Here is a 13987-nt window from a genome sequence, read left to right on the forward strand (position 1 = left end):
ACACATGAATCAAAACAGTAATAACAATGGCATGGATTCCCAACCGAAGCATCCCTTCACAAACGCACCAGGTTCTGAAGTCCAACAAATGAATTACAAAGATTGGATGCATATGGATACAGCTGGAGCGCCAATGGCATTATCTATTAATGATCAAGCTAGAGATGGGGTTATTATTGCTACAGGCATCGGATGGGCAATTCTTGGATTTGTTCCAGTTGTTGGTCCTGGATTATCCGCTGCTGCAGGCGTACTAAACGTAATAGTCCCATTCTTATGGCCAGAAAATGGGAATTCTCAAATTACATGGGAAAAATTAATGAGCACGGTGGAAGAACGGATAGATCAAAGAGTTGATACTCTGATAAAAAGCAGAGCTATAGAAACCACACGAGTCTTACAATCACGTATGAGAGATTATCTGCAAGCAATTAGTAATTTGAAAACAGATCCAAATAATGAAACATATAAAGCGGATGTAAGAAGGGAATTTGATCGTGCCGAGGATGATGCGAAAGCTGCCATTATTCAGTTTAATCCTCATAATGCAAATGGAACTGAAGACACAAAACATAATATTTTACTATTAGCTAATTATGCACAAGCTGCCAATTTACACTTACTTTTATTACGTGATGTTGTTCAATATGGAGCACAATGGGGATTTTCGCCACTTGAAGTTCAACAGTATTATTCTAATACAAGTTCAGTCGGTAACCCAGGTATGCTACAACTGTTAGCACAATATACAGACCATTGTGTAAATTGGTATAATACAGGTTTACAGCAACAATACGACCATTGGAACTGGGACAAATTCAATGATTTCCGTAGGGATATGACCATAATGGTACTCGACATTGTATCTTTCTGGCCAACTTATGATCCAAATTTATATGCAGTTCCCACCAAATCACAACTTACACGAACTGTGTATACACAGTGTGTAGGAAAGGAGAAACGATACGGTTTCATAGAACCGACCCTTGCTGCGCCACGTTTATTTTCATGGCTAAATCAAGTGAAGTTTCACGTTCAATCGTCAAACTACGAAACATCGATAGCAGGTTTGCAACAAACCTTTAAAAATACTTTGAGTGGCACTTCATGGCAAGAGGGATTAAAAGGACTGGTGTTTGGTAACGAACAAAATCTAAACTTTCCTTCACCGACAACTGGTGATGAGGTCTGGTGGGTTATTACTCATTTGAAATACAATCGATTTAGCGGCCGTGTGGAAGATATGAATGGCTTTCAATTTGAATTTACTCAATCACCAGTCAGAGATATAGCCTATTTATCTGATAACCCTGATTACAAAAAGATATCGGGGCTCCCTTGTACTGGTGGGAATGTTGCTTGTACTGATAAAAACCTTTATAGTCATCGATTTTCATATTTAGGTTCCTATGGGGCCTATGATGGGAGCAACAGCCCCCACCCACATCAAAATGCTTTTACTCATGGTTGGACACACATCAGTGCAGATCACAACAATTTGATAGACGCTCAAAAGATTACCCAAATTCCAGCGGTGAAAGCATCTTCAATTAGTGGAGGCGCTAGGGTGGTAAAAGGTCCTGGTAGTACTGGTGGGGACTTGGTAGAACTACCCTTTTCAACAGCAGGTCGCATTACTTTGAATGTTACCCTTGCAGATATTACGAAGTCTTATCAGGTTAGACTTCGTTACGCATTTGGTTCGGCCTCCACATCAGCAGCAGATACATTAAGATATACTGATTTTCCTTACTCTGATCCCGATATCGTAACCACAGATTCTACAGAATACACATATACTTACACCCTTAATCCTAGCGATTTTGGGGGGCTTGAAGGAAAATTCTTTATTGACAAAATCGAATTCATTCCGATTGAAGAATCTCCAGCTGTATATACGGCGAAACAAGATTTAGTATAGGCACAAAAGGTAGTAAACGCCCTATTTACAAATGAGTCGAAAAACACCCTCGAATCATTCGTTACAGATTACCATATAGGTCAGGCCAACAACTTTGTCTCTTGCTTATCTAACGAAATATGTCCACAAGAAAAGATGGACCTACAGGATCAAGTCGAGTTTGCGAAACAGTTAATTCAGGTACGTAATCTGTTAAAATATGAGGTCAAAAGATCGATCCAATAAGCATAAATAGAAAAGCCGTTGAGGTAAGATGTATTACTTCACACGTACAAGCAATATGTTTACTTTATATATTTTATTTATGTAAATGGAAAAAAGCCGATCCCCTTAACTTACAGGAATTGGTTTTTTATGTAAAGACTTGCTAAACAGATGGAATTTTCAAATGGCACTATCTCTTATTCATATGTTTAGTAATCAGTTGGAAATAAAAACTAAATAATAACCTATTTTTTCATGTATCTCGGATGAGTCGAAATTTGTCGATTTTTTCACTTCAAGTTCATATGAACTTCACATAAGAACTTTATTATTGGACTCGTACAGATAATTCTTTATCTTGTATACAAGTTATTAAATAGGAGGACGTTAATTATGAGATTTAAAAAGACTGTAGCAACTGTTTTATCAACATCTATACTTATGTGTGGTGCACCAGCTCTAGCTAGCGAGAATACTCAAAATCCTGCAAACAATTCACACAACACCTCTACATTAGCTAGTAGTAGTATTCAAAATTCTGTAAGTAATTTAGACGAAGCTCCTGCATTACATTATACTGGTGAGATTCCTTTTTTTAGAGAGGCGGGGAATTATAAGACTTTTTATACTGTGCACTCACCTGGTGATCGTGTTGGACAGCTTCGTTTTAATGGTGCGACGAATTTTGAAATTCTTCCTCCTTCTTATGCACTCTATAGAGTCGTTAGACTTAGTGACGGTGCTACTCTGCAGGAGGGACGAATAGGTAACTGGCATCCTGCGCAGCCACCTCAATTTAATACTGCAAATATCCAAGAAACGTATGGCGTACCGATTGCTATTGAAGTTGCCGCATACGATAATACTGGACAAACACTTAGCTTCACATATAATTAAAAGATGACGGTCACCCAGGACCTCCTCAGGTTATCCAGTAATTAGTTCGAAAGCGTTGTGAAAATCACGAATATTCAAAAATAAACACATAAAGAAATCCGTCTTCTCGGGAGAATGATAGTACTCAAACTATCTCCAGAAAGGGCGGATTTCTTTTATATTCGAACACAAGGTAATCTACTCAATAACATCACTTCACACATACAAAGGATTTATTTGCTATTACATGATATGTTGTACCTTTTGAACTGTGCACTTCATAATGAATCCCCTTCCCTAGCCTTATCTCCTAATCCATTACAAGTTCACCCTAAAATATCAGACAAGCCCACACCACTTTCTTCTATGCCGCATATCTTATAAACGAGATCGCAACATATCTCAATATGATTTCATCAGAAAGGATGAATACAATTTGGATAAAAAAGAAAAATATCTACAAAAATTGTTAGGTAAACGTGCAAAAGTACAATCAACGGCTGATTCTCTGCAACAGAACCAAGACTTGGAGAATATCCTGGAAGAGCTCGTAGCTGCGTTTCCCCCTGGATGTTTCTGCCCCCCATCTCAGCAAACCATCACACAAATCGAAAATGCATTAAACGATTTATTAGTATGGAGCACATCTGCACCGATCAGTAATAGTTTGAAACTCGAGCTACAAAATGCAATCAATGCGGTAAAAAATCAATTAGACGCAAACCCATTTTCATGCTGTAACACCATCAAAGCATTAGAAGCACTAGAAGTGGTACTAAGTAAAGTACTGGCAGCATTGCAACTAGGCACATCTCAAAAAGTAACGATTCTTATACTATTACAGCAACTACAAGCACTGTTTTCTGGTTATATAGCTTGTCTTGCTTGTGAGCCGGGGCCTACTGGACCTACTGGGCCTACTGGACCTACTGGACCTACTGGGCCTACTGGGCCTACTGGACCTACTGGGCCTACTGGACCTACTGGGCCTACTGGACCTACTGGGCCAGGACAATTCTTTGCTTATGTCACAAACAATGGGGACAACACGGTTTCTGTCATCAATACCTCTTCCAATACCGTTACTGCTACGGTTTCCGTTGGTAATGGTCCACAAGGCGTAGCCATTACACCGGATGGGAATTTTGCTTATGTCACAAACGTCCTCGACAACATGGTTTCTGTCATTAATACCTCTTCCAATACCGTTACTGCTACGGTTTCCGTTGGTAATGGTCCATCCAGTGTAGCCATTACACCGGATGGGAACTTTGCTTATGTCGTAAACTTTTCTTCCAACACGGTTTCTGTCATCGATACCTCTTCCAATACCGTTACTGCTACCGTTTCTGTTGGTAATGGTCCACAAGACGTAGCCATTACACCGGATGGGAATTCTGCTTATGTCACAAACTTCTTCAACAACACGGTTTCCGTCATCGATACCTCTTCCAATACCGTTACTGCTACGGTTTCTGTTGGTAATAGTCCTATTGGTGTAGCCATTACACCGGATGGGAATTTTGCTTATGTCACAAACGCTGGGGACAGCACGGTTTCTGTCATCAATACCTCTTCCAATACCGTTACTGCTACGGTTTCTGTTGGTAATGGTCCTTTTTTTGTAGCCATTACACCGGATGGGAATTTTGTTTATGTCACAAACAATGGGGACAACACGGTTTCTGTCATCAATACCTCTTCCAATACCGTTACTGCTACCGTTTCTGTTGGTAATGGTCCACAAGACGTAGCCATTACACCGGATGGGAATTCTGCTTATGTCACAAACTCTGGGGACAACACGGTTTCCGTCATCGATACCTCTTCCAATACCGTTACTGCTACGGTTTCCGTTGGTAACTTTCCATTTGGTATCGCAATTAAATAAACTTTATAAATTTAAAGTAATCGATCTATTTGATTCATATGCATAATTCATAGAGAGCATCTTCTCTCCATCCAAGGTGCTCTCTTTTTTCATTCTTTCTATTTCACCCACACATACGTGTCGCTTGCCGTAATATAGTATGTTTTGCCCTTGCTGTTGTATACTTTGTACTGCGGTGATCCATTGACTATTATTTCCGCATCAATCGTAAATCCTAAACCAGCATCTACAGAACCAGAAACATCTTTATCCTGCCAAGATGGAGCATCATAGAAACGTAGATTGTTCCCTTTAGAAACAACACGCTTCCCTACAATAGCTGAATCCACTGTGCTTTTCTTATCGAACTTCACATAAGATGGATCGTTTTTTATCCATTGTTCTCCGCCAAGATTTAACCAACCATCCTTTTCCGCCCACACAATATAAGATTCTGGTTTGTTTAACTGACGAATCTTAGAATAGCTTGTACCTGGTCCTTTACGTAAGTTAACGTTGTAACCTTCAATATAGGCAATACCGTCTGTTACTGCTGTCGGTACTTCTGCTGGTTTAGATGGCTTGTCAGGTACAGAAACATCTACATTAGCATTATTGTATGCTCGTTGTACATCCGCTCTAAATTGAGCTTCTGGAACACCATGAGACTTTAAGTAATCAAGTGGATCTTCATGATCTGTACCACCAAGATGATGTGTTACATCGCTATGCGTCCACAATCCTTTTTCTACAGATAACCCACGGTCACGTAAGATTTTAGCTAGTAACTTAACATATTTATCATAACTGCGTTTGAATTTATCGTAGTCTGCCGTTTCACATAATTCTACATGAACAAATCGTTTATTTGCTCCTGGTCCGCCCCCATAAGCAATATACTTTGTATCCGCAATTTGAATTGTTTCGTTCCAATCGACTGCATAATGAACGAATGCGTTGCGCCATGTACGAGACTCATACTTTTGAATATTAATAGCTGGTGCTTCTGGAGTTGCCGTGCTATGCGCCACAACGCCCTCGTAAGCACCAACACCATTACGGTATGGTTGTTTTGGTAAATCAGGAATAATAAGTGTTCTATCAGCAAAAGCACTTGTAGCAAAAGAACTAGCAAGTACTAGAATCATAAGGAACGAAGTAATATGTTTCATTGTCTTTTTCATTTAGCATCAACATCCTTTTTCATAATTTTTGTGTGGTCAAATAATCCACTTGCTGACAGTCCGATGATGATTCCTTGGAATACATTCGTTTTAATATCTCCGCCCAAAAATAAAACGCCTAGCACAATGCCAAGCGTTAAATTCAATAATGGAACGTATTTTGTTTGTAATCCAATTGTTTTCGCAATCTGTGAAAGACCAACTACAATTCCAATCATTACAGTGATTTCAAACATTACATACCACCTCCTTTCAATAGTAAGCCGATAAGTGCTGTTGCGATTGCACCAATAATGATGCGGAGAATCCAGGTAGTATTGGCGCTTATTTTTTCAAGTTGCTTGTTTATATTCACAATGTCTTTTTCGTTTATAGTAGTACGTGTTTCTAATTTGCGAATATCATGCTGCATATCTTTTTGATCCAATTTAATTTGTTGGATCTCTTGCTTTAAATCTTGGATTTCTTGCATTTTTTCAGCTCCTTTCAAAATAAAAAGAGAGACGATGTTCGCCCCTCTTGTGTTATAAAAGCCTTATTTTATACAAATTAAAACAGACCAGCTATTAATTTTTGAACCAGCTCTTCTAATGTTGCTATTTTGCTGTTCATTAATGTAATTTCTTCATTATGCTTTCTCTCGATTTTTTGTATTTTCTCATTTTGAATTTCTTCAAGTTCTTGTAAAGCTTTAATTGTAAGTGATGCGTACGAGTACAAGTGAATCCCTTTCCCACTTTCATCCACAAATGCTTCATCAGATTCATCTACAATTGCTCCGTAATATTTTTTTATATCTTGTGTTGTCACTGGTGGATCATTAGGATTTTTCTCTTCTCTCATTTTGTAAAGCTCGTTTACCGCGTTCTTATAGTTAAATTCTCTTACTCTAACATTTCTAATTTTTTCTAAAGCAGAAAAAGACACATCACGAATATTAGATTTGTACTCACGTAGCGAAGGACTCATAAAGTTACCTTGAACAGCGCCCCATCCGTTTTGAGTAACAGACGACTTAACTTGGAGAACTCCGGTATATCCTGCTACACGGCTATTACGTAATGTGATATTAGGTAATCTTAAATCTGCATCTGAGCTATTATCTTCGATTGCTAATGTAGATTGATATAGACCACTTTTTCCTCGTCTGAAATGCCAGTTTCCATTTCCGGCATAAAGAGCATGATAGTCGTTTGCGTGTAGAACACTAATTCCGTTTCTGTTAAGCTCCCAAAACACAGATTTTCTTATCTCACTATCAACTATGTCATCAGTAATACCAATGTTCGCACTAGCCTGAGGCCATCCGGTCCCCATTTGAGATATAAATAAAGTACCTTCAGGAGCGCTAGTTTTTTCATCTGATCCTAAGATGAAAGTTGGTTGTACTGCACCGTCTCGTCTTCGATAATATCCAAGAAACGCTCTAGGGACACCACTTTCATATAGACGTACAAATTGGTAATCTAAGCTTACATAGTTATTGGTATTTGATGTTCTAATCTGGCAACCACTTAACAAACCTGCCATTAACCACTCTGCTTTTACTTTTCCGACTAAATCTATTCTTGCCGCATTTAGCTTAATATTTTCTTTACTCATATTGAATGCTGCAATGACATCATTTTCTTTTACTGATATGCTAATGCCCTTTTCAGTTAGCTGAAGGCGACTTTCCATATCTCTTACATATCCTGAGGTAGCAAATTGCCCATTCGCTTGTTCTTTTGTATATACTTCTGTTGTTTTGGCTGATGCATCGATACCTTTCTCATTGATAATAAAACGATTATCAATTTGAGTCATTCTCTGATTGAACTGCTCAGTTGCAAGTTTGTTAGCTAATTCTGCTAATAGATCTTCTTTGTTTTTATTAACCGTATTCTTTAAATCAGGAATCTTAAAACCAGCAACATAGTCTTCTACTTCCTTGATTGCTACTTTAGCCCCGATTTCCTTTGCCTGTTGTTCAATTTTAGAATTGGCATCAGTAAGCTTCTTTCCTTGATCGGATACTACATTGTTTAAATTAGTAACTGTGGAAGATAATCCGCGTGCTGTTTGCTCCACCGTACTCACACGTTTTTCGAATCCAACTTGGCTGTTTTGAACGTTGGTTACAGTGGTTTTAACGCCTTCCACACTTTTTTCAATATCTGTTGTTTTCTTGGTGAATTCATCGATTGGAGTAAGATCATATCTAGAACGAGACCATGCAGTAGGTGTATTAGCTTTTTCTAGTTTAACTTTCTTGAATCGAATGTTTTTGCCGTTTGACGCTACGTTGCGCGGAAATCTAAAGCGAATGAACCAACCTGTTGCATTTACGTCTAATTTGAATGTATATGAGAAGCGTTGCCAACCACTTGTTGCATCAATTTTCTTGATTAGCTTTGTTTCATCCCATGCATTATTGATAAATTGGAAAATAGTTAAATCAATGCCGTTCATGTCATTCTGCATATCAAGGCTTAAAGTTATGTCAGTGTTAACATCAAAATCACGTAAAGAGTTATTTGTAGAGTTACCGATTTGGTAAAACGAATCTGTATAATCAGAGCATGTTATCCCCAGATAATCCGTACCAGGCCATGAAGTTGCTTTATTAATTATTACACCTTTATCATCGTACATTGCAGGACGTTCATTTTTTGCGGATGAATTGATAATGTAGTTTTCACCATCGATTGTTGTATTAGCTATTTTCGTTTCTACACTCTCTAATTTTTCACTGATTTTCCCAGCTTTTTCTGTAATTTCAGTTGTTGTTTTCTTTAGGTCATTTGTTGTTTGCTGCACATCAGAAATAGTCTTTTTCGTACCTTCCACAGTTGATTCAACCGCATTTAATTTATTGCTAATTCCGCTATCTTTTTTAGTTAACGATTCAATAGAAGTTTTAAATCCATCTGCGGTTTGCTCTGATTTAGTAACACGCTCACTGATCTTACCTTGTTCTGTTTGTATGTTGGTAACTTTTGTTGAAACCCCATTAACGGTTTCTTCTATTGCAGTAGTCTTTTTGGTAAAATCTGCAACTGTTTGATTTACTTTAGAGTCCACTTGTGAAATGGTACGTGCATTACCCTCAGCAGTTTGTTTCGCTTCATTAGCAGTTTTTGAAACTTGTGTTAGGTTATTACCTAAATCAATAACGCTTTGTTTCTCTGCCTTTGATTTGATAGCTTCATTTGTTTGTTCAACGGATGTATTGATTTCTTGGAACTTCTTAACGTTTCCTTGCTTATCAGTTTCATAAATTTGTTTACCTATAAATCCATTATTAATCTCATCTTTTGTGAAAACACCTGATTTATCAGCTTTATCTTTAATTTGTTCCTTAACAAAATTTGAGTCTACTTTTCCCAGAATCTCTTTTTTAACATCAGAAATTTGTCCAGCTATTTCTTGCGCTTTATTTTCTACACCTTGAACTTTTTGATTTAACTCTGTTTTTGTGGTTTCAATATCTTTATTAACCTGCTCTAAGGTTTCTTTCTTTACCTTATCTACATCAGGAACAACCGATTCCCAAGCTGTGCCTGTCCATATTTTCAAAATGCCCGGCTTTCCATTACTAATATCACGCCAAAGCGTTTTATACGGTTTAAGCCCTGTTGTCGGTGGATTCTTGGATTCTATAATTTCAACGGTATTATTTTTAATATTCTCTTGTACTTTCTCAGCAAGTGTTTTTGCCGCTTCTGATTCCTTCTTAGCACTACTAGCCGTTTCATTAGCTTCTTTCACTAATTTATCTAGCTGATCTATCATTTCTTGTTTATTGCCAAGTGAACTAAGGATACGATTGTAAATCTTTCTTAATTCCTCATTTGGATCAACAATTTCACGATAGTCACCAAACACATATTTATCTTGTGTAGGGTTAGTAAATGATTCATCGCCAGCAATAACACGGGCTTCAAGATACAATTCAGGTGTAAAACCTGTATCTTTAATTTTGATTGTATCCCCTTCATTAATTAACTCATGAGCTAGTCCGAATACACGACCAATTGACTGTGCTTCAACTTCATAAGAAACGGATGTGTTTACACGCTTTTTAAACTCGGTTTTCATCAAAGTCATTAATCGCCCAGGTGTCATATTTTGTTCTTCTGTTTCTGGCGTATAGAAACCAAATTTATGTTTTCCATGTTCATTCCAACGCTGGAAAGCATCGCTATCCGTGATATAAGGAAGACCGTTATTTATACTCTCAACAGTAATGACTTTTTCCTCTTCACCACGTACAAAACCAACAAGAGCTGTACAAATATCGCGCGAATGTTCGATACGTTTAACACCAACTAAATCTTTTCCGAGCTCCACTTCTTTTCCTGTTTCTTGACCGCGCTTTTTAACCATATCTACATACCAACCGGTAATTTGAGATCCAACTACTTCTACACGATATTGAATTTCCAAATCAAATAAAGAAGCGATTTTCTTTAAAAACGTAAGCGGATCGATAAACTCATCAATGGTCATGGTATGAAATCCGGCATACTCAGTATTCCCACGTTTCCACTTCATCCCCAAGAGTGCCATATCAATAAATTCATTAACCGTTTTACTCTCGATCCGTTGCGGATTTATAATCCCTGACTTAGCGATTTGAATCCAAGCACCTGAAGCATATGCGGTAATAGATCTATTATCGGAATTCTTTTCGGTTTCAGTAATAACATATGGGATGACACGGCCATCACGGACTTCTTTTAAAACTAGGTTTTGTTGCTGCAATGTAATTGCGTGTTTTGTTCCGTCAAAAGTTGTGAAATCTAGCATATCAATATTGTTTTTGATTTCCCAGTGGCGATTATCGTCCCAATAGTCCTGTGGTTGAATAGCCGAGACAATTTGATCAGTTTTGAAATCCACAACATGCAATATTCCGCTTGGTGTTCTCATCTGTATCTCTCCCTATAACTAACTGTTGCGTTTACATCTGGTGGCATGATATCTATACGATTATCGCCACTTATTATTTTAGGGAAATTACTGAATATATCTTTTATATTGATTGCATTCTTCCCATTGATTGTGACGAGACTTCGTTCTGTATCAATAACAATTTTGTCTCCGGTATCGAAAATATAAGGCTTTGTATTTGAAGGTACTTTGTTTACCTTCCAAATCTTTAAATCATCAATCTGCATGACATCAACGGGTTTATTTACATCCCAACTCATGATTGAAATCATTACTTGTGCAATTTTTCGTTCTGTCATTGGATTCCCAGTTTCATCAATCCAACGTTCAACAAGCGAAGCGTCATCTATTTCTGTACCATCTCTAAAACGGGCTACATAAACAGACCACTCTTTTCCGCGCCTTGCAATACGTAACCTACCGTAAAATTGATTAAATGTATTAGGATGTGCCCCACTTGTATCTACTAATTTTCGCATACTGTTAGGCGTTCCTGCATTTCCAATACGCATGTATGCTTTCGTCATTTCAGCATCCCAATATAAATCATTCATGTTAATTCGTGTGACGATATTACTTGTATCATCTAAAAGAAGTACCTCAACACGCCCCATTTCTCCAATACTTTTGGATTTCAAACGTACCCATGCCTCCATTTCGAAATCTTGTAACGGTCCGCCTGGAATGTTCTTCTTAGCTATTGCTCCATGGAATCCTTTCTCTTGTCCGTAATCTTCGCAATATAATGCGTAACCATCCCTTGATTTGAAACTACCCGTTCCTTTCATTTCCTCAACTTGCCCAGTAACAGGTGTCCATCCTATAGGTGTAGCCATTTCATCCCACATGACTCTTTCTCGTTCTTGTACTGTTGTTTCTTCCACAGTAAGAGGGTAGCCAATTCTAAAATAATCACGATTATGCGGATATTCTCCAAACCATACATCTAAAAAAGTGCTGGTTTTTTTTGCAGTCATTTCAATTAACGCTGGGGCTTCTACACTTCCCTTATTAGTAAAATAAGAAGTTATTTCTGTAGACCAGTTCTGAGTAAACGTATGATTATTTGTTTTCCCTAATTTATAAGGCATTGGACAAACAAAAGTAATAACACCTTTACCTCTATTGACTATTTCATCCAAGTCTACAGACCCATCAATTAACGCTAAATAAGTCCTGTCTAATTCATCATCAAAAATAAGTTCGGCTGGTTGCTCTGTATATAACCAGTCCGCTAAATCTTCCTTTATCTTTTGCAAGTCGACCATATCTTTTTTAGCTTTAATAACAAGAGGAACGTCAATACGACGCTCCTCCGTTTCTGTATGAATAAAAAAAGCTCCTGGACGATGAGGAACTCTTACAAGCTTTCTTTTAATTGGAGCCCATGAAGGACGTTTCCTCCCTACAAGCATTTGAATATAATCTTTGCGAATATTATTAAATGTAAAGCTTAATTTACCCAAAAATATCACCGTCCTTAAAATTGCTCTTTTCGTTGTCGATCACGATCTTGAAGTTCTGTAGTATACCTATAAGTTCCACCTGCTAACTCTTTCCCATCTAAAACGTTTGTCATATTCAATGTAAGATTTAGTTCTTTTTCTTCAGGTCGTCTGTTTGGGAATACCTTTTTACTAGTAGCCGAGTTATTAGGAATATTAGGCTGCATATAATTTGTTAAACCACTTACCGCATCATTTGGGACACTATAATGAGAAGTTTGGAATCCAAAATCAAAAACAGATGGCATATTTCCCATTTGCTTCTTAACGGTTCCAACTACATTTTTTGCTGCATCCACAACAAAACGTTTTCCGCGATCCATACCTACTCCAACGCCTTCTGGAACAGCGCTACCAATAGGTATCATTACTTTTGATGGACTATTTACTTCAAGCGCTCCAGAAATAGTCTTTTTAATATCGTTTGCAATGCTTTTCGCCTTACGATATAAGCCACCTGTTGCATCATCTAATCCATTTTCAAGCCCTTCTATAATTGATTTACCAATGGAACGTAAATTTATAGTGCTGAAGAATTTCTCAACTGTGTTCCACTTCTCTTCAATTCCACTTTGTATTTCTTTCATTTTATCCGTAACAGCTTTTTTCTTTTCTTCAAATTTTCTTGAAACTATATTTTTAACTTCATCAACTGTACTACTTGTAGATTTTTTTGTTTCTTCCCACCAATTTTTTATACCTGACCAAGTTTCTTGCATTTTTCGAACTACATTATCTTTCATTTCTTGGTATTTTGACTTGATCTGACCTGTTTCCCAATCTACTTGATTTGCATGCTCACCAGCTTGTGCTTTCGCTTCATTCACAACTTCAGTATGTTTATCTTTTGCCGTGGAAACTGTACTATCATATTGGCGTTTTGCTTCTGCAATAACAGCATCCGCTTCTTGAGCATTCAGCCCACCCATTTCATCACGTTGACGAATAGCTTCAGCTATTTTATCGTCACGCGTTTTTTTAGCATCCGCTATAACTTTATCCCTAGCTTCTGCACTATGCTGAACAACTTCAGCTGCTTGTCTAGCCGATATTTCACTAGCCTGTACACGCATATTCTCAAGAATTACCTTTTGCTCCATTTGATTTTGTGTCATGTGCTGAACAGCTATTCTATCCATTTCGTCTTGTAAAGCTTGAATAGCAACATTCTCACTATGTGTCTTTTCTCGATGTTCTGCTGCTGCTAAATCATTAATCTCTTTTATTTTTTGATTTTTTTCAGCTACTTTTATTTTCTCATCCTCATACTTTTGATTTAGTAGCTCTAACCTTTTATTTTCTTCTTCACTAGTAAGAACATATGAATCAGCAAATAATTTTCTCAAACGCTCTGTTTCTTTCTGCTTACGTTCATCAACTTTTGTAATAATTTTCTCGGTCAATTGATCGTATTGTTGACCAAGTTTTTGAGCTTGTTCGGTTGTCATTACTTCATGATTCAGTTTAATTTCAGTTAACTTTTGTCTAAGAA

The 13987-nt window shown here is 37.5% G+C and carries 8 protein-coding genes and 2 pseudogenes; 4 read left to right on the forward strand and 6 right to left on the reverse strand.

What is annotated here, in order from left to right; all coding sequences use genetic code 11:
* Positions 1–4 precede the first annotated feature (4 nt).
* From ACP6L7_RS06120 to ACP6L7_RS06135, 4 genes and pseudogenes are all read left to right on the forward strand, one after another.
* The gene (locus tag ACP6L7_RS06120) at positions 5–1921 is read left to right on the forward strand and encodes an insecticidal delta-endotoxin Cry8Ea1 family protein (protein WP_430528931.1); all 1917 of its coding nucleotides are present in this window, start codon (positions 5–7) and stop codon (positions 1919–1921) included.
* A gap of 12 nt (positions 1922–1933) precedes the next feature.
* Positions 1934–2146 (forward strand): annotated as a pseudogene (locus ACP6L7_RS06125) (hypothetical protein); the annotation flags it as partial.
* Between the two features lie 372 nt (positions 2147–2518).
* On the forward strand, positions 2519–3022 hold the full coding sequence (locus ACP6L7_RS06130) for a hypothetical protein (protein WP_430528932.1): 504 nt from the start codon (positions 2519–2521) through the stop codon (positions 3020–3022).
* Positions 3023–3437: 415 nt separating this feature from the next.
* Positions 3438–4892, forward strand: a complete 1455-nt coding sequence (locus tag ACP6L7_RS06135) for a beta-propeller fold lactonase family protein (protein ID WP_430528933.1) — start codon at positions 3438–3440, stop codon at positions 4890–4892.
* Positions 4893–4990: 98 nt separating this feature from the next.
* Here ACP6L7_RS06135 and ACP6L7_RS06140 read toward each other — a convergent pair whose 3' ends face one another.
* The 6 genes and pseudogenes from ACP6L7_RS06140 to ACP6L7_RS06165 form a co-directional block, all read right to left on the reverse strand.
* Positions 4991–6055, reverse strand: a complete 1065-nt coding sequence (locus ACP6L7_RS06140) for an N-acetylmuramoyl-L-alanine amidase (protein ID WP_430528934.1) — start codon at positions 6053–6055, stop codon at positions 4991–4993.
* On the reverse strand, positions 6052–6291 hold the full coding sequence (locus tag ACP6L7_RS06145) for a holin (RefSeq protein WP_265620022.1): 240 nt from the start codon (positions 6289–6291) through the stop codon (positions 6052–6054). Before ACP6L7_RS06145 ends, ACP6L7_RS06140 begins: the two co-directional genes overlap by 4 nt.
* Complete coding sequence (locus ACP6L7_RS06150; RefSeq protein WP_430528935.1) at positions 6291–6527, reverse strand: hemolysin XhlA family protein; 237 nt, start codon at positions 6525–6527, stop codon at positions 6291–6293. The genes ACP6L7_RS06145 and ACP6L7_RS06150 overlap by 1 nt, the downstream gene beginning before the upstream one ends.
* A 77-nt stretch (positions 6528–6604) precedes the next feature.
* Entirely contained in the window at positions 6605–10969 is a 4365-nt protein-coding gene (locus ACP6L7_RS06155) for a phage tail spike protein (RefSeq protein WP_430528936.1), read from the reverse strand.
* On the reverse strand, positions 10966–12456 hold the full coding sequence (locus tag ACP6L7_RS06160; RefSeq protein WP_430528937.1) for a distal tail protein Dit: 1491 nt from the start codon (positions 12454–12456) through the stop codon (positions 10966–10968). Before ACP6L7_RS06160 ends, ACP6L7_RS06155 begins: the two co-directional genes overlap by 4 nt.
* Positions 12457–12470: 14 nt before the next feature.
* Positions 12471–13985, reverse strand: a pseudogene (locus tag ACP6L7_RS06165) (phage tail protein); the annotation flags it as partial.
* Between the last annotated feature and the right edge of the window lie 2 nt (positions 13986–13987).

Source organism: Bacillus silvicola, assembly GCF_050524305.1.
Classification (GTDB): Bacteria; Bacillota; Bacilli; order Bacillales; family Bacillaceae_G; genus Bacillus_A; species Bacillus_A cereus_AT.

Excerpts from the sequence above, each read along its gene's own strand:
- ACP6L7_RS06130 (WP_430528932.1), top strand. The coding sequence starts at position 2,519 with ATGAGATTTAAAAAGACTGTAGCAACTGTTTTATCAACATCTATACTT.
- ACP6L7_RS06155 (WP_430528936.1), bottom strand. The coding sequence starts at position 10,969 with ATGAGAACACCAAGCGGAATATTGCATGTTGTGGATTTCAAAACTGAT.
- ACP6L7_RS06150 (WP_430528935.1), bottom strand. The coding sequence starts at position 6,527 with ATGCAAGAAATCCAAGATTTAAAGCAAGAGATCCAACAAATTAAATTG.
- ACP6L7_RS06145 (WP_265620022.1), bottom strand. The coding sequence starts at position 6,291 with ATGTTTGAAATCACTGTAATGATTGGAATTGTAGTTGGTCTTTCACAG.
- ACP6L7_RS06140 (WP_430528934.1), bottom strand. The coding sequence starts at position 6,055 with ATGAAAAAGACAATGAAACATATTACTTCGTTCCTTATGATTCTAGTA.
- ACP6L7_RS06120 (WP_430528931.1), top strand. The coding sequence starts at position 5 with ATGAATCAAAACAGTAATAACAATGGCATGGATTCCCAACCGAAGCAT.